Raw genomic sequence first — 20,532 nt, forward strand, 5'->3', positions numbered from 1 at the left:
ACATCGTCACGCAGCCGGTCAGAGCTGGGTCGCCGTATAGGTCACGCGCCCGTTGCGGGCCGCCGTGGCGCCGTAAGTGCCCGCGGGCACCGAGTTGGCGTTGAGGTAGGTGTAAGTCCAGCGGCCCTCGACCCGCACGACTTTGTCGGCTGATTCCAGTGTGGTGGCCGCGCCATCGCCACCGGCTGGAGCCGTGTTGAATGCCGGATGAGGGACTGCCCCGCTGGTAAAGCCCGCTGTGTTGTTCGGCCTCGGCAGGGCGGACGCGGCGACGCTAATCTGGCTCCAGGGAATGGTGTCGCCAGCAGCGCTGGTCAGCGGGCCGGTGGTGGTCGAGTTGAGGCTGAGGCTGCCACTGTTGCCGTACACGCGAATCGTTGCCGCCCCCGCCGTCAGGTCGCCACCGGTGCCGCTGATCTCACTGCCGTCGCCGACGTTCGCGGACGGTACGTCGAAAGTCAGCGTGTCGATCGTGCCGTTGCTGGCGGCGTTGTTGGCTGCGCCCGTGCTGACGCGCAGAAACAGCGCCGGGTTGACAACGATTACAAAGTCGAGATGCGCCGATGCAACGGAGCCAGTCGTGGCTGGACTCACGAATGTCGAGTCTGCCCGCGCCAGCATGGGTACGAACATTGAGGTAACAAGGTTAGAAATCAAAACAATTTTTACAAAATTTTTCATAGCCAACCCAGACTATCCAATAAAGTCCAGGTTGCCTACTTATTTTCATGGAATTTTGTTAAAAAATCGAATTTATCAAATATTGCATCGATTTCAATAATTCAAACAAATGACCAAGGCCTGTTCGGGTCTGGCCGCTGTTCAAAATTCGCAGGTAATTCTCGCCATCCGTTTAGGAATGAGTGGCTCAGAGTTGGGTGGCGGTGTAGGTCACGCGGCCATTTTTGGCAACGGTTCCGCCGTAGGTACCGGCTGCGACTGAATTGGTGTTGAGGTAGCTATAAGTCCACTTGCCTTCAACGCGCACGACCTTGTTGGTGGCGGTTAGCGTGGTCACTGTGCCGGCGCCGCCCGTGGCGCCCAGATTGAACGCCGGGTGGGTGATGGCCGCATTGGTAAAACCCGTCGTGGTGCTGGCCAGCGGAGCCGCTGCCACGCTGATCTGGCTCCAGGGGATGACTTCACCGGCAGTGCCGGTGGTCAGGGGGCCGGTGGTGGTGGAGTTCAGGCTGATATTGCCGCCGTTGCCATAGGTGCGAACGGTCACCGCGCCTGCGGTCAGATCACCGCCGACGCCGGCGATCACGGATGCATCTCCCACGTTCGCGGCCGGCACGGTGTACGTGATGCCGTCAATCGTGCCGTCGGTCGCGGCATTGCCGGAGCTGGTGCCTACGCGCAGGAACAGCACCTGCGGGATGGTCACGGTGAAGTCAAGGCGGGCTGTGGCTGTCGAGCCTGTGGTGGCCGGACTGGTATAGGTGGATTCTGCCCAGGCGGGTGCTGCGAACAGGCCGGCAAGGGACAGGGCGCTGACTAAAAGATGCTTTTTCACGAGGGCTCTTTCTTTGGGTTGAAACAAACAACAAACAAATTCGATGTTAGTGATTGTAATAATTATTGATGAAATCAAGATGTTTTAAAATGTGTGATAGTCGGAAAATAAGCAATATGTCACGCTAAGTCCTTGAAATTGCTGGGTTCATTCAAATTTTTAAACGAATGTAACTTGATATAAAACAACACATTTTTCCTATGATTTTGGTTTTCATGGCCGATAAGTAACAAGTAAGTAACATTTTCCTGCCCCTACACTTAAGCACAGCACTTAAGCACTGATCACCATGCAAAAACAAACCCTTTCCTTCCAGGCCGAAGTTGCCCAGCTCCTCAAGCTCGTCACCCATTCGCTTTACTCCAACCCTGACATTTTTCTGCGGGAGCTGATCTCCAACGCCTCGGACGCCTGCGACAAGCTGCGTTTTGAAGCCTTGAACGATGCCGGCCTGCATGAAAACGACAGCGAACTGAAAGTGCGCGTCAGCTTTGACAAGGCCGCCAAGACCTTGACCATCACCGACAACGGTATCGGCATGTCGCAGCAGGAAGCGATTGACCACCTCGGCACCATCGCCAAGAGCGGCACGCGCGACTTCGTGGCCAAGCTGTCGGGCGACCAGAAGAACGACGCGCAGCTGATCGGCCAGTTCGGCGTCGGCTTTTACTCGGGCTTCATCGTCGCCGACAAGATCACCGTGGAAAGCCGCCGCGCCGGCGTGCCCGCTGCCCAGGGCGTGCGCTGGGTCAGCGAAGGCACGGGCGAGTTCGACGTCAGCGAGATCGAGCGCGCCGAGCGCGGCACCAGCATCATCCTGCACCTGAAGGACGACGCCAGCGAGTACCTGAACGCCTGGAAGCTCAAGGGCATCATCAACAAGTATTCCGACCACATCTCGCTGCCCATCCTGATGCCCAAGGAAGAGTGGAAAGAAGGCGAAAACGACCAGCCCGGCGAAATGGCCTTCACCGGCGAGTGGGAAACCGTCAACCAGGCCGCCGCGCTCTGGACGCGCCCCAAGAAAGACATCACGCCTGAGCATTACGCCGAGTTCTACAAGCAGATCAGCTACGACAGCGAAGCGCCGCTGGCCACCACGCACAACCGCGTCGAAGGTGCTACCGAATACACCCAGCTGCTGTTCATCCCGAGCAAGGCGCCGGTGGACATGTTCAACCGTGACAAGGCGGCCGGCGTCAAGCTCTATGTCAAGCGCGTCTTCATCATGGACGACGCGCAGGCGCTGCTGCCGACCTACCTGCGCTTTGTGAAAGGCGTGGTCGATTCGTCCGACCTGCCGCTCAATGTCTCGCGCGAGTTGCTGCAGGAAAGCCGCGCCGTGAAGGCGATTCGCGAAGGCTGCACCAAGCGCGTGCTGTCGATGATTGAAGACCTGGCCAACAACGAGCCGGAAAAATTCAAGACCTTTTACGCCGAATTCGGCGCGGTCCTGAAGGAAGGCCTGGGCGAGGATTTCGCCAACCGCGAGCGCCTGGCCAAGCTGCTGCGCTTTGCCAGCTCGACCACCGACACCACCAGCGTGAGCTTTGCCGACTACAAGGCGCGCATGAAGGACGGCCAGGACGCGATCTACTACATCACCGCCGACACGCTGGCCGCCGCCAAGAGCAGCCCGCAACTCGAAATCTTCCGCAAGAAGGGCATCGAAGTGCTCTTGATGGCCGACCGGGTCGATGAATGGGCGCTGAACTACCTGAACGAGTTCGACGGCACGCCGCTGCAGTCGGTCGCCAAGGGCGCGGTGGACCTGGGCAAGCTGCAGGACGAGGACGAGAAAAAAGCCGCCGAGGAAGCGCAAACCCAGTTCAAGCCCATCCTGGACAAGCTCAAGGAAGCCTTGAAAGACAAAGCCTCTGACGTTCGCGCCACCTCGCGGCTGGTCGATTCACCGGCCTGCCTGGTGGTGCAGGACGGCGACATGTCCACGCAACTGGCCCGCATGCTCAAGCAGGCCGGCCAGACCGTGCCCGAGGTCAAGCCCATCCTCGAAGTCAATGCCCAGCACCCGCTGGTCAGAAAGCTCGAAGCCAGCGCCGAACTGGCCAGCTTCGACGACCTGGCCAACATCCTGTTCGACCAGGCCCTGCTGGCCGAGGGCGGCATGCCTGCCGACCCGGCGGCCTATGTGCGTCGCGTGAACGCCTTGCTGGTGTAATGCCGCGCTGCCGGCCTGAGCGGGTCGGTTGCCGAAAGTCCCGCCGGGCTCTGCCTGCCGGGACTTTTCCTTTTTGGGGTGGGGCGCTGGCGGGCGGGCCAGGAATTTGCCCCATCGCCAGGCCTTCATAATGGGGCGATGCAAATCAAGAACAGGCCGTCATGGCTCATCCGCAGCGCGGCCATCGTGCTGTGGCTGTGCTGCGGCAGTTCCATGGCGGCCGAAGGCCAGCTCTGGTTCGACGGCGAAAGACCCGGCGCGCAGGCCCGTGAAGCGGTTCAGCTGCTGGCGGCTGCTGCCACCCACGGCCTGGTGCCGCAGGACTACGACGCCAGCGCGCTGGGGCTGGCTGTCAGCCGTGCCGCGCAGGGTTCGCCGCCACAGACCGCCAGCATGGCGCACCTTGAGCAGGCGCTGAGCACGGCCATGGAGCGCTACCTGTCCGACGTGCACCGGGGCCGTATCGACCCGCAAAAGATCCATCACAACTTCAGCCCGCCGCAGCGCGAGGCGTTCGACGCGGCGGCCTACCTGCAGGCGGCCCTGGCAGCCCGGCGGCTGACCGACGCTGCGTCCGAAGCCGCGCCGCGCCTGCCGATTTACGCGCAGTTGCGCGAGGCCCTGGCGCGCTACCGCGAGCGCGTCAACCATCCGGCCTGGCGCCAGCCTTTGCCGCGCCTGCCGGGCGGCAAGGCGGGCAAGCTGGCGCCGGGGCAACGCTATGCGGGGCTGGCCCTGCTGGCCGAGCGGCTGACCGTGCTGGGCGACATGGCGCCTGGCCTGCCCTTGCCTGCGCGTTACGAGGGGCCGCTGGTGGACGCGGCCAAGGCTTTTCAGCAGCGCCATGGCCTGGCCGCCGACGGCGTGATCGGCACAACCACGCTGGCGCAGCTGCAGGTGATGCCCGCTGCCCGCGTGCGGCAGATCGAACTGGCCCTGGAGCGCCTGCGCTGGACGCCGCTGCTGCAGGGGCCGCGCATGATTGTCGTCAACATCCCCGAGTTCGTGCTGCGCGCCTACGAGGTGCAGGACGGCCAGATCCATGTGCAGCAGGAAATGAAGATCGTCGTCGGCAAGGCGCTGGACACGCGTACCCCTTTGTTCGATGAAGACATGCGCTTCATCGAGTTCAGCCCGTACTGGAACGTGCCGCCTTCCATCGCCCGCGCCGAAATCGTGCCCCGGCTGCGGCGCGACCCCGGCTATCTGGCGCGCGAGGAGATGGAGTTCGTCTCGGCCGGCGGCCGCGTGGACCGGGCAGCCTCTGCGGGGCTGCTGGGCGCCGTGCTGACCGGCCAGTCGCGCATCCGCCAGCGGCCGGGGCCGAAAAATGCGCTCGGCGACATCAAGTTCGTGTTTCCGAACCGCGACAACATCTACCTGCATCACACGCCGGCCACGCAGCTGTTCGAGCGCGACCGGCGCGACTTCAGCCATGGCTGCATCCGCGTCGAGCATCCGGTGGAGCTGGCCAAATTCGTCCTCAAGAACATGCCGGAGTGGACGCAGGAGCGCATCCAGAAAGCCATGCACCGGGGCGAGTCCGCCACGCTCAGGCTGACCGAGCCGGTGCCCGTGCTGATTGCCTACGGCACCACGCTGGTGAAGGACGGCCGCACTTTTTTCTTTGACGACATCTATGGGCTGGACCGCCTGCTGGACGCTGCCCTGCGCAAGCATTCAGGTTCGCTCGCGCCCACCACCGGAGACAACTCATGACCGCTCCCACGACCCTGGCCCGCCGCCACTTCCTGCGCCACACGGCCCGACTCGCTGCCGCCGCAGCCCTGCCTGCACTCGCCTCGCGTGCCGCCCTGGCCTCGGTGCCGGACGCGCGCGGGCTGGCGCTGGTGCATACCCACACCCACGAGAAAATCGACCTGGTGTATGCCAGCGGCGAGCGCTATGTTCCCGAGGCGCTCGGCTGGCTCAACCGTTTCCTGCGTGATCACTACACCGGCGACATCGGGGTGATCGACCCGCAGGTGTTCGACCTGCTGCACAGCGTGCAGCAGGCGCTGGGCAGCAGGGGCGCGTTCGAGGTGATCTCCGGCTACCGTTGCCCGGCCACCAACAGCCACCTGCGCCAGACGCGCAGCGGCGGCGTCGCCACGAAAAGCCTGCACATGGAAGGCCGCGCGATTGACATTCGCCTGCCCGGCGTGCCGCTGGCCGACCTGCACCAGGCGGCGCTGTCGCTGCGCGCGGGCGGCGTCGGCTTTTATCCGCGCGAGCAGTTCGTGCATCTCGACACGGGCCGGGTGCGCAACTGGTGAAATGACGCTGGCGATGCCGTGGTGTCAAGGCTGCTTGCCGCCCAGATACCTGAACGGGTTGACCGGCTCGCCTTTCCACCACTGTTTTTCCGGACCCAGCCGGAAGAGGGCGAAATGCAGGTGCGGCGCGTCCGGGCTGGCGTTGCCGGTTGAGCCGACATAGCCGATGACGCTGCCGCGCCGCACCGCCTGGCCTTCCGCCAAGCCATCGGCATAGCGGTCCAGGTGCGCGTAGTAGTAGGCAAACCGGCCGGTCGGGTCGAACTGGTAAATCGTCATGCCGCCGGGCTGGCTCAAGAACAGCTTGACGATGCGCCCGTCGTCCACCGCCAGTACCGGTGTGCCGCGTGGCGCAAGGATGTCGATGGCCTCGTGGCCCCGCTGGTTGCTGTCTCGGCCGTCGCCAAAGGTGTCGCGCAGGTCGCTTGCCGCGATGCCCTGCACCGGCAGCAGCAGGGCCGGCGGTTCGGCCGGGGCACCTGCAACTGCCGCAGGCGCTGAACCGGCTGGCGCCGAGAACGCGCCGCAAGTCACGGCAAGGCAGAGCAAGGCCACCCCGAGGCGGCCCATGCTCCGGCGATCAAGCAACGCCTCAAGCATGAACATCCACGGCAAAGCCGGGTTTGACGACCTGCGCCACGCGCAGCACATCCCAGTTGGTCAGGTGGATGCAGCCGTTGGACTCGGATGCGCCGACGCGCTCCGGTTCGGGGGTGCCGTGAATGCCCCAGTGCGCTTTGCTCAGGCCCAGCCAGTACACGCCGACCGGGTTGTTCGGCCCGGCAGGAATGATGGCCTTGGTGTCGGTTTTCTTCGTGCCCTTGAGCAGCGCCGGGTTGAAGGTGAACACCGGGTCTTTCGCGGCATTCTTGATCTCCATGCGGCCAATCGGCAGCGGGTCCGATGCGCCGCCCATGCTGATCGGGAAGGCGGCGACCGGCCGTTCTGCCTTGTCGAGCAGATACAGCACATGTTCGGATTTGTCGATGCGGATGGACACCGCCCCGGCCGGTGCCTTGTCGCCGCCGGGGGCCGGAACAATGATCTTGTCGCCGGCTTTGAAGGTGCTGCCCCGGTTGGCATCGCGCAGCCATTTCGGGCTGCAATGGAATTTTTCGCCCAGCGCTTCCTGAAGGGTTTCGTGACCCAGCGACTTGAGTTGCGCGCGCTTCATCATGTCGGCTGGCAGCTTGGCATAAGGGCCGGCGGCATCTTCAGGGGTGATGGTGTATTCGGCCAGCACCGGCGCAGGCGCGTCGCCCGCCAGCGCTTTCCAGGTGCCTGCGTCGATGCGGCCGGTTGATTTCTGGCCGTTCGCCGTCTGGAACGCCGCCACCATGCGGCGCATGTTGGCACCGAAGGCGCCGTCGATCTCGCCCGGAGAAAACCAGGCATGGTCGAGCAGGATCTGCGCCCGCAGCACGGCCTCGCCGCGCACGCCCTGCACCAGTGCAGGCAGGTCGGTGGCTGCGTTGACGCGCTCCATCAGCGCGGTGCCCGTGGGGGCGGCGGCCGCAGGTTTGCCTTTGCCGTGTTGAGCGGCGGCAGCCGGAAACGCGGTGGCGGCTGCCAGCCAGCCGAGCAGTTGCCGGCGGGTGATCAGGGAAGTGGTTTGCATGAGTCGGGGCTTCGTAATGGAAATAGCCCATGGTAGAAGCCGCACCAGCGCAAGCCTGTCAGCCAACAGCGTGTTGCAGGGTCGCTGCAAACCACCTTGTGACAGCGTTCCTGCGCCCGGTTTTTGCCCGGGGCAAAGGGCTGAACGGGACTTTATGCCACCAGCGGCGCGGCCTGCATGGCCTCGGTCTGCTCGATGAGCATGTCCACCTGGCCTTTCCAGTAGTCGCTGGAGCCGAACCACGGGAAGTTGATCGGAAAGATCGGGTCGTGCCAGCGCTGGGCCAGCCAGGCGCTGTAATGCACCAGGCGCAGCGTGCGTAGCGGCTCGATCAGCCTGAGTTCGCGCCGGTCGAACTCGCCAAACTCGTCGTAGCCGTCCACCAGCGCACCGAGCTGCCGCAGCTGCTGGGCGCGCTCGCCCGACAGCAGCATCCACAAGTCCTGCACCGCCGGGCCGGTGCGCGCATCGTCCAGATCGACAAAATGCGGGCCGGCCAGCGGCAGGCCTTCGGGCGTCCACAGGATATTGCCGGGGTGGCAGTCGCCATGCAGGCGCAACTGGCGCACATGGGGAACGCTGTCAAACACGCCTTTGGCAACCGCCATGGCTTCGTCGAACGCCTTGCGCCAGCGCGATTCCATGTCCAGCGGCAGATAGCCGCCGTCCAGCAAAATCTCGCGTGAGCAGTAGCCAAAGGTTTGCAGGTTCAAGGCCGGGCGATGCACGAAAGGCCGCGCCGCGCCCACGGTATGGATGCGCGCCAGAAAACGGCCTATCCATTCGAGAACGTCCAGGTTCTCCAGTTCGGGCCGGCGCCCGCCCCGGCTGGGCGACACGCTGAAGCTGAAGCCCTTGAAATGGTTCAGCGTCGAGCCGTTCAATTCGAGCGCACCGACCACCGGGATTTCAGCCGCCATCAGCTCGGTGGCGAAAGCGTGTTCTTCCAGGATCTGGGCATCGGTCCAGCGGTCAGGCCGGTAAAACTTGACCACCACGATGTCGCCGGCCAGTTCCGCGCTGCCGACGGGGCTCTCCAAGTGCACCTGGTACACCCGGTTTTCATAGCTTGACAGCGCCATCAGGCGGCCATCGCCCATCAGTCCGACGCTGGCCAGCGCGTCCAGCACCACGTCGGGGGTCAGGTGTTCGTAAACATGGACGGTGTCGCGCTCCGCAGCAGCCTTGTTGTATTCAGTCATGCCTGATTGTCGTTCCACCGGGGGCCGGGCTTCAAGAGGGATAACGGCAACAAAAAAACCCGCCGGCTTGGGAAGCCGGCGGGCTGTGCGCGCGGCGCAAGGCCGGCGGGCTTATTTCAGCGTGAGGGTCACGTCGATATTGCCGCGCGTGGCGTTCGAGTACGGGCAGACCTGGTGCGCGGCATCGACCAGCGCCTGTGCGGCGGTGCTGTCCATGCCGGGCAGGGAAATGTCCAGGCGCACGGCAATCCCGTAGGCGTTGGGAATCTTGCCCAAGTCAACGCTGGCGTCAATGCTGGTGCCCTCGGGCAGGGTGATTTTCTGCATGCCGGCCACCGCCTTCAGGGCGCCGATGAAACAGGCCGAGTAGCCGGCGGCGAACAGCTGCTCGGGGTTGGTGCCGGTGCCGGAGGTGCCGGGCGAACTCAGGGTGATGTTCAGGCGGCCGTCATCGGATTGGGCCTGACCGTCGCGGCCGCCGGTGGTGTGGGTGTGGGCGGTGTACAGCACTTTTTCGAGTTGCGTGGTCATGGTGACTCCTTTGAAAAGCCCCGGAATGGAGGCGGGTTGAAAAACTGGAAATGCGTGGATGAAAAAAACGGCTCAGGCAAGCAGTTGCCGGCGCAAGGCCTGCACCTGCTGGGTCAGCGACACCAGGTCGGGAATCGAGCAGTGCGTGGCGCTCAGGATGCAGCCGGGGATTTTTGCGGCCTGCTCCTTGAGCGCGCGGCCGGCGATGGTCAGCGTGATGTGGACGCGGCGCTCATCCTCTGCGGCGCGCAGGCGCGTCACCAGCCCTGATGATTCGAGCCGCTTGAGCAATGGCGTGAGCGTTCCAGAGTCCAGGAAAAGCCGCCCCCCCAGCTCGGACACCGACAAGCCATCGCGCTCCCACAGCACCAGCAGCGCCAGGTACTGCGGATAGGTGATTCCCAGCGCATCAAGCAGCGGCTTGTAAATCCGGGTCATGGCCAGCGACGTTGAATACAGCGCAAAGCACAGCTGGTTGTCCAGCCGCAGCATGGCGTCGGCATGGGCGCTGTCCGGCGCCTGGGCTGGCGTATCGGTGGGTATTTCGTTGGGTATGGCTAAATTATTGCACACAATTAAATTGTGTGCAATGTAATTGACCAGAGCTGAAGCGCAAGGTCATGCAAGGGCAGGGCGCTGCCTCAAAAAGCGCGGTACTAAACTTGGCGGTCATGCAAAAAAACAGCCCACCCTCCACCGACAAATCCACCGGCAAGCCTTCCCGCAAGGCGTTGGCCGCAACCCATGCGGCAAAGCCCGCGCAGGTCATTGAAGAACTGCGGCCCGGCCAGTCGATTGAACTGCTCAAGGAGCTGCACATCCTGACCCGCGAAGGCAAGCTCAACCAAGACACCCGGCGCAAGCTCAAGCAGGTCTATCACCTCTACCAGTTCATCGAGCCGCTGCTGAATGAAGTTTCCGCGAGCGCCCAAGGCTTCACGCTGGCCGACCACGGCGCCGGCAAGTCCTACCTCGGCTTCATCCTGTATGACCTGTTCTTCAACGTGGCGCACGCGGGCGAGAAGGTCAATGGCCATATCCATGGCATTGAAACCCGTGCCGAACTGGTCGAAAAATCGCGCGCGCTGGCCGCGCGGCTGGGCTTTGCCAACATGTCTTTCCTGAACCTGTCGGTGCAGGAAGCCACCCTGTCCGCCGCGCTGCCGCCCACGGTGGACATCGTCACCGCCCTGCATGCCTGCGACACCGCCACCGACGACGCGATTGCCTTTGGCCTGGCCAAGCAGGCGCGCCACATGGTGCTGGTGCCGTGCTGTCAGGCCGAGGTGGCGGGCATCTTGAAAAAGTCGCGCGCGCTGAACCTGAACAAAACCCCGCTGGCCGAACTCTGGCGCCATCCGCTGCACACCCGCGAATTCGGCAGCCAGATCACCAACGTGCTGCGCTGCCTGCAACTGGAAGCCAACGGCTACCAGGTCACCGTGACCGAGCTGGTCGGCTGGGAGCATTCGATGAAGAACGAACTGATCCTGGCCAGCCGCCCGGCCACGCCGAACGCCGCCAAGACCCGCGCCGCGCAGACGCGCCTGCAGCAGGTGCTGGCGGAGCTTGGCCTGGGCGAGTTGACGGAACGCTTCGCGGCAGCGGCGCCCGAGCCTGAACTGCATTCGTCATAACTCACAGTTAACAGGCTGGTGATTCGAAAAATTTGAACAATCTCGTCAATTAATTTGAACTTTTCGCGCGGAAACGGTTTCTATACTTCGTAGAACTTTCAATGTTTTACGAAAGTTTTTAACCTGTTTCCGTCATGACTTCTGCTGTTTTAACCACCACTCCTTCCCGCTATCACGGCGTTTCCATGGCCCTTCACTGGGTGCTGGCGCTGGCGCTGGCCCTTATGTTTGGCGTCGGCCTCTACATGGCCGACCTGCCGTTTTCGCCCCTGCGCCTGAAGCTCTACAACTGGCACAAGTGGGCCGGCGTTGTGATTCTGGCGCTGTCGCTGGCCCGGCTGACGTGGCGCCTCACCCATCGCCCGCCGGCCTTGCCCCGGCGGATCGAGGCGGCGATGCCGGCATGGCAAGTGCGCGCCTACCACTCCACCCACGGCTTGCTGTATGCGCTGTTTTTCCTCGTGCCGCTGATCGGCTGGGCCTACAGCTCGGCGGCGGGTTTTTCCATCGTGCTGTTCGGCGTGCTGCCGCTGCCCGACTTCGTGCAGCCCGACAAGGCCCTGGCCGCGCTGATCAAGCCCTGGCATGAATGGTCGGCCTTTGCGCTGGCCGGGCTGGTGGCCCTGCATGTGGCCGCCGCCCTCAAGCACCACTGGGTGGACCGCGACGGCCTGCTCCAGCGCATGCTGCCCGGCCTGCGCTGAGCCCGCCTTACTTCTTTTTCTCTTCACCCACTGAAAACCGAACGCATGAACACTTTTTCTTTCACCCTGCGCGCCGCCAGCCTGGCCATGGCCGCCGCGCTGCTTTCGATGTCGGCCCAGGCCCAGGCCCCAGCCGCGCAAAAGCTGATCCCGGCGCAAAGCGAAATTGCCTTTGCCAGCAAGCAGATGGGCGTGTCGGTCGATGGGCATTTCAAGAAGTTCGATGCGCAAATCGCGTTTGATCCCGCCAAGCCCGAAGCCAGCAAGATCGCCTTTGCCATCGACACCGGCAGCGCCACGGTCGGCGCGCCCGAGTCCGATGCAGAGCTGCCCAAGCCCGACTGGTTCAGCGCGGTGAAATTTCCCCAGGCCACGTTCCAGTCAGGCGCCGTCAAGAAAATCGCGCCGGGCAAATACGAAGTGGCCGGTAAGCTGAGCATCAAGGGCAATGTGCGCGATGTCGTGGTGCCGGTGACCCTGAGCCAGGCTGGCGCCATCACCACCGCCAGCGGCGCGTTTGCCATCAAGCGCCTGGCCTTCAAGATTGGCGAGAACGAGTGGGCCGACACCTCGATGGTGGCCGACGACGTGCAGGTCAAATTCAAGCTCGCGCTGACCGGCGTGGGCAAATACTGATTTTTTCTTTAACCTTTCCCTGGAACCCATCCCATGCGTAAATCAATCCTGACCCTGGCCGCCGCAGCCGCCCTGCTGGCCGGCGCGGCCCATGCCGAAACCGCCACCTATTCGATGGACCCGACGCATACCTTTGCGACGTTTGAAATCGGCCACTTCGGCACCAGCACCAACCGGGGCCGCTTCGACAAGAAAGAAGGCTCGGTGCAACTGGACCGCGCCGCCAAGACCGGCAAGGTGGAGGTCAGCATCGACGCCACCTCCGTCAATACCGGCGCCGCCGCGTTTGACAAGCACCTGCAAAGCCCCGACCTGTTCGACGCCGCCAAATACCCGACCATCAAGTTTGTCTCCGACAAGTTCAGCTTCAACGGCGACAAGGTGTCCGAAATCGCCGGCAACCTGACCTTGCTCGGCAAAACCCTGCCCGTCACGCTGAAAGCCAACCAGTTCAACTGCTACACCAGCCCCATGCTCAAGCGCGAAGTGTGCGGCGGCGACTTTGAAACCACGATTGACCGCACCGCCTTTGGCATGAACTACGGCATCGACTGGGGCTTCCCGAAAAATGTCCGCCTGGTGGTCCAGGTCGAAGCCGTCAAGCAGCAATAAGCGCCTTCGCGCTGGCAAGCCCGGCGTTGCAGCAGAAAAGCCCCGCCAGTTCGTGTGACTGGCGGGGCTTTTTTGAGTGTGCTTCAGGCCTCTGGCGCAAGCAGGATGGTCGTAATATGCTATTAAATAAGTAGCTTATAACGCCCGCGCATACTGCGCATACTGCGCAAAAGCCTTGTTTTGTCTATAAATTGGCGCTACTGCTTGCGCTGCGCAAACACATTGCGCTTGATGTCGGCGGGGTAGGCATAGGTCACGACGCCGCCCTTGACCATGCCCAGCAGCAGCATGTTGGCGGTGAACGCATCCTTGTCGCTGGCGCTGAACGGATGGTCGTAGGTGGCGACTGCGCCGTAATACACCTTTTTCAGGTTTTCCAGCGATGCCTTGATGGCCGGGCCGTCCAGTGAAGCGCTGCGCACCCCGAACAGGCTGTAAAGCAGCAGGTAGGTGCTGTCATAAGCCTGCGCTGCGGGAATCGACGCCGGCACGCTCTTGAGCTTGTATTTGGCCATGTAGCCATTCAGGAAAGCCGTCCGGCGTTCGTTGCCGCGCTGCTCCACGATGAAGGTCTGGGCCATCAGCGTGTCTTCCGCCGCTTCCTTGGCGACATTCACATAAGCCGGAAAACTCAAGGCCCAGGCGCCCACCTGCGGCACCTTCCAGCCCAGCTCCTTGCGCCCCATGGCAATGGCGACGCTCTCGGGGCCCAGGCTGTAGCTGAACACCGCGTTGGCCCCGGCATCGCGGGCGGCCTTGAGTTCGGCCGTCACGTCCTTCACGCCAATAGGAAAGCGCGCCACATGGACCGGCTTGAGGCCATGGCTGGCCAGGGCCGCTATCACGTCCTTCAACCCCGACTCGCCGTAAGCGGTGCTGTCGGCAAACACGGCCACCTTGGTCCAGCCGCGCTTGAAGATGTCATCGACCACAAAGCTGGACTGAACGGCGTCCTTGGCGGAAGTGCGAAAGATGTAGCTGTCTGGCGCGGGGTATTTGGCCGTGAGCTGGGTGCCGGTCGCGCAGGGAATGATGAGCGGGATCTTGCTGTTCTGAAACACCTCCAGCGATTTTGCCGCCACGCCCGTGTTGCAAAAACCGATGACGGCCGTGACCTTTTGCGCGGCCAGTTCTTCGGACGCCTTGCGGCCCTGGTCCGGATTGGCGCCATCGTCCTTGACCACCAGTTCGAGCTTTCGCCCCAGGAAGCCGCCAGCGGCGTTGATCTCGTCCACCGCCAGCTTGACGCCATTGAGCATGGGCACGCCAAAGTCGGCCGAAGGCCCGCTCAGCGGGGCGATCACCCCGATTTGTATCGGCACCAGCGCTGCTCCACCGGTTTGCGCCAGCGTCCCGGCTGCAGTCAAACCCAGCAGGCTCGCCGTCAACAGGCGGCAGGCGGTCGGTATTATTTTTGATTGAATTGAAAACATCAGAGAAATCTTTCTTTTTTATACATATTGTTACGAAATCTGATTCGATTTTGAGTCGTACCAGCCGACACGGCTTCCAGGCGGTTTTTGTTTCTGGAAACAGTGGCTCCTCTCTTTCGCTGAATCACTTTGGGCAGCGTTGTCCACGCTGCTCAAAGGCTATTGAAGCATTTGAACTTTAACTTCTAATTACAAATTAACAGAGGGATCGAAAAAGCGCCAAAGATTTTTCAAGGGCAAGCTTTGCCTGTATGAGGGGTTTTTCCTTGCGAAGGCTGGATTGCTGTGCGTGGATGTATTTGCAGCCCTGGCCGCCACAGGCTGCCGTGCAGTCAGGTGAAATCAGCATTGAATCGCACCGGCGCTTGGCGTACCTTTGCGGGGCAAGCACAAAACGGCAATTCAGCCATTCATCAAAGGGACCACCATGCAATCACGCTTGAGACTCGCACTTCTGGCTTCGGCCGCCATCCTGGGCGCTTGCGCGCCGATGCCATCGACATCGCAGCATCCCATGAGCCCGATGAGCTTTTTCGTGACCAGCGCCAACCCGGGCAAGGGCGCCGACCTGGGCGGCCTGGCCGGCGCCGATGCCTATTGCCAGACGCTCGCCACCTCGGTCAATGCCGGCGGCAAGAACTGGCGCGCCTATCTCAGCGCCCCGGCCAGCGGCGCCAGCCCGGCCGTCAATGCGCGCGAGCGCATCGGGCGCGGCCCGTGGCAAAACGCCAAGGGCGTGGTCGTGGCCACCAGCGTGGACAAGCTGCACAGCGCCGACAACCAGCTCACCAAGCAGAATTCGCTGACGGAAAAAGGCGAGGTCGTCAGCGGCCGGGGCGACGCCGTCAACATGCACGACATGCTGACCGGCTCCACGGCGGACGGCCGCCTGGACACCTCGGCCAGCGACACCACCTGCGGCGGCTGGACGCAAAGCGGCGCCGGCTCGGCCATCGTCGGCCACCACGACCGCATGGGCCTGGACGAGTCGGCCCCGGCGAAATCCTGGAACGCCTCCCACGCCACGCGCGGCTGCAGCATAGACGCGCTCAAGTCCACTGGCGGAGGCGGGCTGTTCTACTGCTTTGCCGCGAACTGAGGCGGCTGCCTGCGCGCATGCCCGGTCGGCGGGTGAGCCGGCGATTCAGTTCTTGGACGCATGCCCGAAAAATCCCGGATCAAGCACCAGGTCGCGCAGCGGCTGGAGCCGCTGTTCCGAGTCATCGGCCTGCTTGCGCCATTGCGCTGCCGTGTCGTTCGCGCCGGAACGAAGCGCCAGCTGTTCCATCTGGCGCAGCAGCATCACCCGCTCTTCGACGGCGCGCAAGGTCGCCCACAGACTTTGGTCGATGGCGTCGTTGATCTCGGCCATCAGGGTCTTGAGCGAAAACGCATGGCCGGTGTGGCAGCGAAAACGAACAATCGTGCCTTCTTCGATCTGCATCAGCACGCCATGGCAATCGGGGCAGGTGTAGGGGGAAACCTTGCCCAGGTTCATGATGCCGGCCTTGAGCGCATTGCCTTGCATGGCGATGTCGTTTTCCATGGCGCGCTGCAGGCTGAAGGCGCTGGCCGCCACCACGGGCGCGGCGGTGCCGACCAGTTCCCTGACCTTGGCGGCCAGCGCTTCGACCGTGCCGACAAAATCCACCTCGACATGCGCAATCGCGCTTTCGGGCATGGAGGGATGCATGGCCTGCGAAGGGATTTGCACCAGCGTGGCGCCCTGATGGTCCTTGATCGCCCAGAGCCCGGCCGTGCCGTCGTCGAGTGCGCCGCTCAGGATTACGCCGATGACGCGCGAGCCAAACGCCGTGGCGGCCGAGCGAAACAGCACATCGACCGAAGGCCTGGCGCGGACTTCTTTCGGACCCCGGCTGAGCCGGATGCCTTGCGGCGTGACCATGAGATGCCGGTCGGCCGAGGCGACATAAACACGCCCGTGCTCAATCGGCTGGCCATCTTCGGCAATCACGACGGGAAGCGGCGTCGCATTCGCCAGCACCTGGTCAAGCTGGCTCGGTGTGTCGGCCGGAATGTGCAGCACCACCAGAACGGCGGCATCGAGGTCGGCGGGCAAGGCCGCAAAGAAGCCCCGCAGCGCCTCGACCCCGCCGGCCGACGCCCCGATGACCACGATGTCGCGTTTCGGCAAGGGTGAGTTTTCCATTGGATGAGTCTAGGGCAGTCTGGCCTGGACGGCTTGCCTGTTCAGGGCACGGCAGCTTGATGGCCTGCGCTGCGCCTTGTTGATGTTTTGCTATGAAAAAAATAGCTACTTGCGCCCATCCTGATTGCGCAAAAGCCATTTTTAGTTCCGAAACCGCCTGCGCGTCAGCGCCAGCGCGATCCAGAACGCGGCCACGCCATACGCCACCAGCACGGCCAGGTGCCGCAGGCCCTGCGCCGGCCACTGGTCCAGGAACAGCGGGCGGATCAGCTCGACGGCGGCGGTCAGCGGCAGCCAGTCGGAGATGACGCGCATCACGCCGGGCAGCTGGTCGCGCGGGAAAAACACGCCGCTCAAAAACATCGTCGGCGTCAGGAACAGCGAGAAGTAATAAGTGAAAAAGTCATAGCCCTTGGCCAGCGCGTTGAAGATCAGCGCGATGCTGGCGAAGACGATGCCCACCAGCCCCAAGAGCGGCAGCGCCAGGAGCAGCATCGGGCTGTGGCTGATGCCCAGCGCCAGCATCACCGCCAAAATGACCGCGCTGGTGAACAGCGACTTGTACGCGGCCCACAGCATTTCGGCGAACACCACGTCGTCCAGCCGCACCGGCGCGTTCATGATGCCGTCCCAGGTGCGCTGCACGTTCATGCGCGAAAACGCCGAATACAGCGCCTCGAACGACGCGGCATTCATCGCGCTCATGCAGATCGAGCCGCTGGCCAGGAACAGGATGTAGGGCACGGCGCTGCCGTTCAATTGCACCTGCCCGATCAGCATACCCAGCCCGTAGCCAAAGGCGACCAGCGTGATCAGCGGCTCGGCGATGTTGCCGACCAGGCTGGGCACGGCCAGCTTGCGCCAGACCAGCAGGTTGCGCCGGAACACCGGCAGCCAACGCCAGCTGATCTGCGGCGGCCTGAACAGGGCCGGCTGGGGGGCCTGCGCTGGCGTTGGTGCCGGAGTTGGTTTGGGTGTTGAGGTGGTGGCTTCGTTCATCATGCGGTTTCCCTGATCTGGCGCCCGGTGAGCTTGAGGAACAGGTCTTCGAGGTTGGCCGGGCGGTGCAGCGTGCGCAGCTCGGGGTAATCGGTCAGGGCGGCCAGCAGGCGCTTGGCGTCGCTGGTGTAGAAAAACACGGTTTCGCCGCTGACCTCGACGCGCGCGGCCATGGCCTTAAGCGGTGAGTCCACCAGCGCCAGGGCGCCCGCGCCGTACACCTCGACCACGTCGGGCTCCAGGTTCTGCGCAATCAGGTCGCGCGGCGTGCCTTCGGTCATCTTTTTGCCGTGGTCCAGCACCAAGAGGCGGTTGCACAGGCGTTCGGCCTCGTCCATGAAGTGCGTCGTCAGCAAAATCGATTTGCCCTGCTGCACCAGCCGCTGCAGCCGCTCCCACATCAAATGCCGGGCCTGCGGGTCCAGGCCGGTGGTTGGCTCGTCGAGCAGCAGCAGCTGCGGGTCGTTGACCAGCGCGCGCGCCAGGCTCAGCCGGCGCTTCATGCCGCCCGAGAGTTCGCTGAGCTTGGCGTCGGCCTTGTGCGTCAGGGCGGCAAACTCCAGCAGCCTGGGGATGCGTTCCTTGATCACCGAATCCTTCAGGCCGAAATAGCGGCCGAACACCAGCAGGTTTTCTGCGCACGAGAAATCCGGGTCCAGGCTGTCGAACTGGCTGACGATGCCGAGTTGCTCCTTGATGGCCAGCGCGTCCTGCGGCATCGACAGGCTGGCGCTTTGGCCGCCAGGGAAGTAGGTGATGCGCCCGGAGTCGGGGCTGGTCAGGCCCAGGCACATGCGGATGGTGGTGGTCTTGCCGGCGCCGTTCGGGCCGATCACGCCCAGGCATTCGCCGGGCGCAATGGAAAACGACAGCTGGTTGACGACGGTGTTGCCGCCGTAGCGCTTGCTCAGGTCAACGACTTCAAAAAGGGGCTGGGTCATGCGGCTATTGTGCCCATCAGGCGTGGCGCACGCATGAGTTCGAGGCGTTCCCTCGCGTTTGCCAGGCTTAGCCCTCCCTGACCTCGATGTGATACGTGGCCCACGGGCAGTTGGCAAAGCGCGCGGGCAGGGGTTTGGCCGCCATGTCGGGAAAGCGGTCGGCATCATAGACGCCCCACAGCGGACCGAGGCCGCCCAGCGCCATCGGCTGGCCGTCAAGGTGCGTTGCCACGATGAAGCGGTATTTGCCCGCATCGGCAGCGGAAACCTGCGCCGCGTAGCCGTCCACGGCGCGCAGGAACAGCATCGTCTTGTCGCCCGCCTTCACGCCGCAGGCTTTCATCACGTCCAGCAGCAACGGCCCCTTGAGCGAATGCGGCTTGCCGTCGTATTCCAGCGTCGGCTTGATGGTGACGGCGGGCAGGGCCGTGATGGCGGCAAAGTCAAAGACCTGTGCCTTGTCGAACATGATTTTTTGCTTGGCCATCATCTGGTCAAGCGCCGGGTCGAGCGGGCCACGGTTGCCCGCGCCGATGCGGCCGCTGACCGTCAGCAGCGTCGGGCCTGACTGTGCCCGGCGGCTGCCTTGCGCCGCAGCCCAGGAGGGCATTGCAAGCGCGCCGGCCACCGCGCCCGCCATGGAGGCGTTCAGGAAATGACGTTTTTTCATGAAAAAATTCCAAGTTGAAATGAGCTGTAGATGCTACACATCTGCTCGATGCCGTGGCACTGCAATCAGTCGTTTGACGCGCGCCGTGCCCATTCCCGGCGGCTTCACTTCAGTGAAGTACAGTAGCTGTCAGCCGCAAGCCGGCGCGTCCGGCTTTTGACCGGGGCCGGTTTTTTTCATTCTTTACCCTCCCGCACCATGACCACCTTCGGAACCCCCTTGTCCCCCCACGCCACCAAAGTCATGCTGCTCGGCTCCGGCGAGCTGGGCAAGGAGGTGCTGATCGCGCTGCAGCGCCTGGGCGTTGAAACCATCGCCGTTGACCGCTACGACAACGCGCCCGGCCAGCAGGTCGCGCACCACGCGCGCACCATCACCATGAGCGATCCGGCGCAACTCAAGGCCTTGATTGAAAAGGAAAAGCCCGACCTGGTGGTGCCCGAGATCGAGGCGATTGCCACCGGCATGCTCGAAGAACTCGAAGCCGCTGGCACGGTGCGCGTGATTCCCACGGCCCGGGCCGCGCGCCTGACCATGGACCGCGAGGGCATTCGCCGCCTGGCCGCCGAAACCTTGAGCCTGCCGACCAGCCCGTATGTGTTCTGCGATTCGCTCGAAGAGCTGCAGGCCGCGATTGATTCGAAAATCGGCTATCCCTGCGTCGTCAAACCGGTGATGAGTTCGTCGGGCAAGGGCCAGAGCAAGATCGCCTTGCCGAAAGACGTGGCGCCGGCCTGGGACCACGCGATGGCCGGCGGGCGAGTCAGCCGTGGCCGGGTGATCGTCGAAGGCTTTGTTGATTTTGACTACGAAATCACGCTGCTGACGGTGCGCGCGCTGGGTGCTGACGGCCAGGTGGAAACGCATTTTTGCGAGCCGATTGGCCATCGGCAGGTCAGCGGCGACTATGTCGAAAGCTGGCAGCCGCACCCGATGCGCCCGGCGGCGCTCGAAAAGAGCCAGGAGATTGCCCGGGCTGTGACCGGTAACCTGAGTGGACAGGGCGTGTTCGGCGTCGAGCTGTTTGTGAAGGGCGACGAGGTCTGGTTCAGCGAAGTCAGCCCGCGCCCGCACGACACCGGCATGGTGACGCTGTGCACCCAGTGGCAAAACGAGTTCGAACTGCATGCGCGCGCCATTCTGGGCCTGCCGGTCGATACCGCGCTCAAGAGTCCGGGCGCCAGCGCCGTGATTTATGGCGGCATCGATGCGGCGGGCATTGTGTTCGAGGGCGTGGCCGACGCGCTGCGCGTGCCCAATACCGACATCCGCCTGTTCGGCAAGCCCGAGAGTTTCGCCAAGCGCCGCATGGGCGTGGCGCTGGCGTTTGATGCCGATGTGGACGTGGCGCGCACGCATGCCGCGCTGGCGGCGTCCAAGGTCAGGCCGCGCGCGGCGGGCTAGGGCC

21 protein-coding genes are annotated in these 20,532 nt (G+C 63.4%); 9 read left to right on the plus strand and 12 right to left on the minus strand.

What is annotated here, in order from left to right:
- Positions 1–18: 18 nt before the first annotated feature.
- Entirely contained in the window at positions 19–633 is a 615-nt protein-coding gene (locus ABLV49_RS03195) for a hypothetical protein (protein ID WP_349280159.1), read from the minus strand.
- Between the two features lie 235 nt (positions 634–868).
- Entirely contained in the window at positions 869–1,516 is a 648-nt protein-coding gene (locus ABLV49_RS03200) for a hypothetical protein (protein WP_349280160.1), read from the minus strand.
- 289 nt (positions 1,517–1,805) lie between these two features.
- Between ABLV49_RS03200 and htpG the strand changes: the two genes are divergently transcribed.
- From htpG to ABLV49_RS03215, 3 genes are all read left to right on the plus strand, one after another.
- The gene (gene htpG / locus ABLV49_RS03205) at positions 1,806–3,695 is read left to right on the plus strand and encodes a molecular chaperone HtpG (protein WP_349280161.1); all 1,890 of its coding nucleotides are present in this window, start codon (positions 1,806–1,808) and stop codon (positions 3,693–3,695) included.
- 138 nt (positions 3,696–3,833) lie between these two features.
- Positions 3,834–5,414: a L,D-transpeptidase family protein gene (locus ABLV49_RS03210; RefSeq protein WP_349280162.1), complete on the plus strand. Its 1,581-nt coding sequence runs from the start codon at positions 3,834–3,836 to the stop codon at positions 5,412–5,414.
- Entirely contained in the window at positions 5,411–5,971 is a 561-nt protein-coding gene (locus tag ABLV49_RS03215) for a YcbK family protein (RefSeq protein WP_349280163.1), read from the plus strand. Before ABLV49_RS03210 ends, ABLV49_RS03215 begins: the two co-directional genes overlap by 4 nt.
- Before the next feature lie 24 nt (positions 5,972–5,995).
- Here ABLV49_RS03215 and ABLV49_RS03220 read toward each other — a convergent pair whose 3' ends face one another.
- The 5 genes from ABLV49_RS03220 to ABLV49_RS03240 form a co-directional block, all read right to left on the minus strand.
- A complete protein-coding gene (locus ABLV49_RS03220) occupies positions 5,996–6,541 on the minus strand; it encodes a M23 family metallopeptidase (protein WP_349280164.1) in 546 nt (181 codons plus the stop codon).
- Positions 6,542–6,563: 22 nt separating this feature from the next.
- The gene (locus ABLV49_RS03225) at positions 6,564–7,589 is read right to left on the minus strand and encodes a L,D-transpeptidase family protein (RefSeq protein ID WP_349280165.1); all 1,026 of its coding nucleotides are present in this window, start codon (positions 7,587–7,589) and stop codon (positions 6,564–6,566) included.
- Positions 7,590–7,741: 152 nt separating this feature from the next.
- Complete coding sequence (locus ABLV49_RS03230; RefSeq protein ID WP_349280166.1) at positions 7,742–8,791, minus strand: serine/threonine protein kinase; 1,050 nt, start codon at positions 8,789–8,791, stop codon at positions 7,742–7,744.
- A 111-nt stretch (positions 8,792–8,902) separates the two neighbouring features.
- On the minus strand, positions 8,903–9,322 hold the full coding sequence (locus ABLV49_RS03235) for an organic hydroperoxide resistance protein (protein ID WP_349280167.1): 420 nt from the start codon (positions 9,320–9,322) through the stop codon (positions 8,903–8,905).
- Positions 9,323–9,394: 72 nt separating this feature from the next.
- Positions 9,395–9,814, minus strand: coding sequence for a MarR family winged helix-turn-helix transcriptional regulator (locus ABLV49_RS03240; protein WP_349281584.1), 420 nt, complete (start codon positions 9,812–9,814; stop codon positions 9,395–9,397).
- Positions 9,815–9,993: 179 nt separating this feature from the next.
- Here ABLV49_RS03240 and ABLV49_RS03245 point away from each other — a divergent pair, with 179 nt between their 5' ends.
- The 4 genes from ABLV49_RS03245 to ABLV49_RS03260 all read left to right on the plus strand — a co-directional run bounded on the left by ABLV49_RS03245 (position 9,994) and on the right by ABLV49_RS03260 (position 12,911).
- Complete coding sequence (locus ABLV49_RS03245) at positions 9,994–10,959, plus strand: class I SAM-dependent methyltransferase (protein WP_349280168.1); 966 nt, start codon at positions 9,994–9,996, stop codon at positions 10,957–10,959.
- A gap of 185 nt (positions 10,960–11,144) precedes the next feature.
- Complete coding sequence (locus tag ABLV49_RS03250) at positions 11,145–11,663, plus strand: cytochrome b (RefSeq protein WP_349280169.1); 519 nt, start codon at positions 11,145–11,147, stop codon at positions 11,661–11,663.
- 45 nt (positions 11,664–11,708) lie between these two features.
- Entirely contained in the window at positions 11,709–12,299 is a 591-nt protein-coding gene (locus tag ABLV49_RS03255) for a YceI family protein (protein ID WP_349280170.1), read from the plus strand.
- 33 nt (positions 12,300–12,332) lie between these two features.
- Positions 12,333–12,911: a YceI family protein gene (locus ABLV49_RS03260; RefSeq protein ID WP_349280171.1), complete on the plus strand. Its 579-nt coding sequence runs from the start codon at positions 12,333–12,335 to the stop codon at positions 12,909–12,911.
- Positions 12,912–13,108: 197 nt separating this feature from the next.
- Here the strand turns inward: ABLV49_RS03260 and ABLV49_RS03265 are convergent, their stop codons facing one another.
- Positions 13,109–14,344, minus strand: coding sequence for an ABC transporter substrate-binding protein (locus ABLV49_RS03265; RefSeq protein WP_349280172.1), 1,236 nt, complete (start codon positions 14,342–14,344; stop codon positions 13,109–13,111).
- A gap of 427 nt (positions 14,345–14,771) precedes the next feature.
- On the opposite strand from ABLV49_RS03265, the gene ABLV49_RS03270 reads away from it, so the two are divergent.
- Positions 14,772–15,443, plus strand: coding sequence for a hypothetical protein (locus ABLV49_RS03270; protein ID WP_349280173.1), 672 nt, complete (start codon positions 14,772–14,774; stop codon positions 15,441–15,443).
- Between the two features lie 45 nt (positions 15,444–15,488).
- Here ABLV49_RS03270 and ABLV49_RS03275 read toward each other — a convergent pair whose 3' ends face one another.
- The 4 genes from ABLV49_RS03275 to ABLV49_RS03290 all read right to left on the minus strand — a co-directional run bounded on the left by ABLV49_RS03275 (position 15,489) and on the right by ABLV49_RS03290 (position 19,124).
- A complete protein-coding gene (locus ABLV49_RS03275) occupies positions 15,489–16,514 on the minus strand; it encodes a chemotaxis protein CheB (RefSeq protein WP_349280174.1) in 1,026 nt (341 codons plus the stop codon).
- A 141-nt stretch (positions 16,515–16,655) separates the two neighbouring features.
- The gene (locus tag ABLV49_RS03280; RefSeq protein ID WP_349280175.1) at positions 16,656–17,516 is read right to left on the minus strand and encodes an ABC transporter permease; all 861 of its coding nucleotides are present in this window, start codon (positions 17,514–17,516) and stop codon (positions 16,656–16,658) included.
- Positions 17,513–18,454 carry an ATP-binding cassette domain-containing protein gene (locus ABLV49_RS03285; RefSeq protein ID WP_349280176.1) on the minus strand — a complete coding sequence of 314 codons (942 nt, stop codon included), beginning with the start codon at positions 18,452–18,454 and terminating at the stop codon, positions 17,513–17,515. Before ABLV49_RS03285 ends, ABLV49_RS03280 begins: the two co-directional genes overlap by 4 nt.
- 67 nt (positions 18,455–18,521) lie before the next feature.
- Positions 18,522–19,124, minus strand: a complete 603-nt coding sequence (locus ABLV49_RS03290) for a molybdopterin-dependent oxidoreductase (protein WP_349280177.1) — start codon at positions 19,122–19,124, stop codon at positions 18,522–18,524.
- Between the two features lie 198 nt (positions 19,125–19,322).
- On the opposite strand from ABLV49_RS03290, the gene purT reads away from it, so the two are divergent.
- Positions 19,323–20,528: a formate-dependent phosphoribosylglycinamide formyltransferase gene (gene purT, locus ABLV49_RS03295; RefSeq protein ID WP_349280178.1), complete on the plus strand. Its 1,206-nt coding sequence runs from the start codon at positions 19,323–19,325 to the stop codon at positions 20,526–20,528.
- Positions 20,529–20,532: the final 4 nt, after the last annotated feature.

This window comes from Polaromonas hydrogenivorans (assembly GCF_040105105.1).
Taxonomy (GTDB): domain Bacteria; phylum Pseudomonadota; class Gammaproteobacteria; order Burkholderiales; family Burkholderiaceae_C; genus Polaromonas; species Polaromonas hydrogenivorans.

Bases quoted from the DNA above. Each gene is read 5' to 3' on its own strand.
- ABLV49_RS03275 (WP_349280174.1), bottom strand. From the start codon at position 16,514: ATGGAAAACTCACCCTTGCCGAAACGCGACATCGTGGTCATCGGGGCG.
- ABLV49_RS03195 (WP_349280159.1), bottom strand. From the start codon at position 633: ATGTTCGTACCCATGCTGGCGCGGGCAGACTCGACATTCGTGAGTCCA.
- purT (WP_349280178.1), top strand. From the start codon at position 19,323: ATGACCACCTTCGGAACCCCCTTGTCCCCCCACGCCACCAAAGTCATG.
- ABLV49_RS03255 (WP_349280170.1), top strand. From the start codon at position 11,709: ATGAACACTTTTTCTTTCACCCTGCGCGCCGCCAGCCTGGCCATGGCC.
- ABLV49_RS03225 (WP_349280165.1), bottom strand. From the start codon at position 7,589: ATGCAAACCACTTCCCTGATCACCCGCCGGCAACTGCTCGGCTGGCTG.
- ABLV49_RS03260 (WP_349280171.1), top strand. From the start codon at position 12,333: ATGCGTAAATCAATCCTGACCCTGGCCGCCGCAGCCGCCCTGCTGGCC.
- ABLV49_RS03220 (WP_349280164.1), bottom strand. From the start codon at position 6,541: ATGGGCCGCCTCGGGGTGGCCTTGCTCTGCCTTGCCGTGACTTGCGGC.
- htpG (WP_349280161.1), top strand. From the start codon at position 1,806: ATGCAAAAACAAACCCTTTCCTTCCAGGCCGAAGTTGCCCAGCTCCTC.
- ABLV49_RS03250 (WP_349280169.1), top strand. From the start codon at position 11,145: ATGGCCCTTCACTGGGTGCTGGCGCTGGCGCTGGCCCTTATGTTTGGC.
- ABLV49_RS03230 (WP_349280166.1), bottom strand. From the start codon at position 8,791: ATGACTGAATACAACAAGGCTGCTGCGGAGCGCGACACCGTCCATGTT.
- ABLV49_RS03290 (WP_349280177.1), bottom strand. From the start codon at position 19,124: ATGAAAAAACGTCATTTCCTGAACGCCTCCATGGCGGGCGCGGTGGCC.
- ABLV49_RS03235 (WP_349280167.1), bottom strand. From the start codon at position 9,322: ATGACCACGCAACTCGAAAAAGTGCTGTACACCGCCCACACCCACACC.
- ABLV49_RS03265 (WP_349280172.1), bottom strand. From the start codon at position 14,344: ATGTTTTCAATTCAATCAAAAATAATACCGACCGCCTGCCGCCTGTTG.
- ABLV49_RS03240 (WP_349281584.1), bottom strand. From the start codon at position 9,814: ATGCTGCGGCTGGACAACCAGCTGTGCTTTGCGCTGTATTCAACGTCG.
- ABLV49_RS03285 (WP_349280176.1), bottom strand. From the start codon at position 18,454: ATGACCCAGCCCCTTTTTGAAGTCGTTGACCTGAGCAAGCGCTACGGC.
- ABLV49_RS03210 (WP_349280162.1), top strand. From the start codon at position 3,834: ATGCAAATCAAGAACAGGCCGTCATGGCTCATCCGCAGCGCGGCCATC.
- ABLV49_RS03215 (WP_349280163.1), top strand. From the start codon at position 5,411: ATGACCGCTCCCACGACCCTGGCCCGCCGCCACTTCCTGCGCCACACG.
- ABLV49_RS03245 (WP_349280168.1), top strand. From the start codon at position 9,994: ATGCAAAAAAACAGCCCACCCTCCACCGACAAATCCACCGGCAAGCCT.
- ABLV49_RS03270 (WP_349280173.1), top strand. From the start codon at position 14,772: ATGCAATCACGCTTGAGACTCGCACTTCTGGCTTCGGCCGCCATCCTG.
- ABLV49_RS03280 (WP_349280175.1), bottom strand. From the start codon at position 17,516: ATGATGAACGAAGCCACCACCTCAACACCCAAACCAACTCCGGCACCA.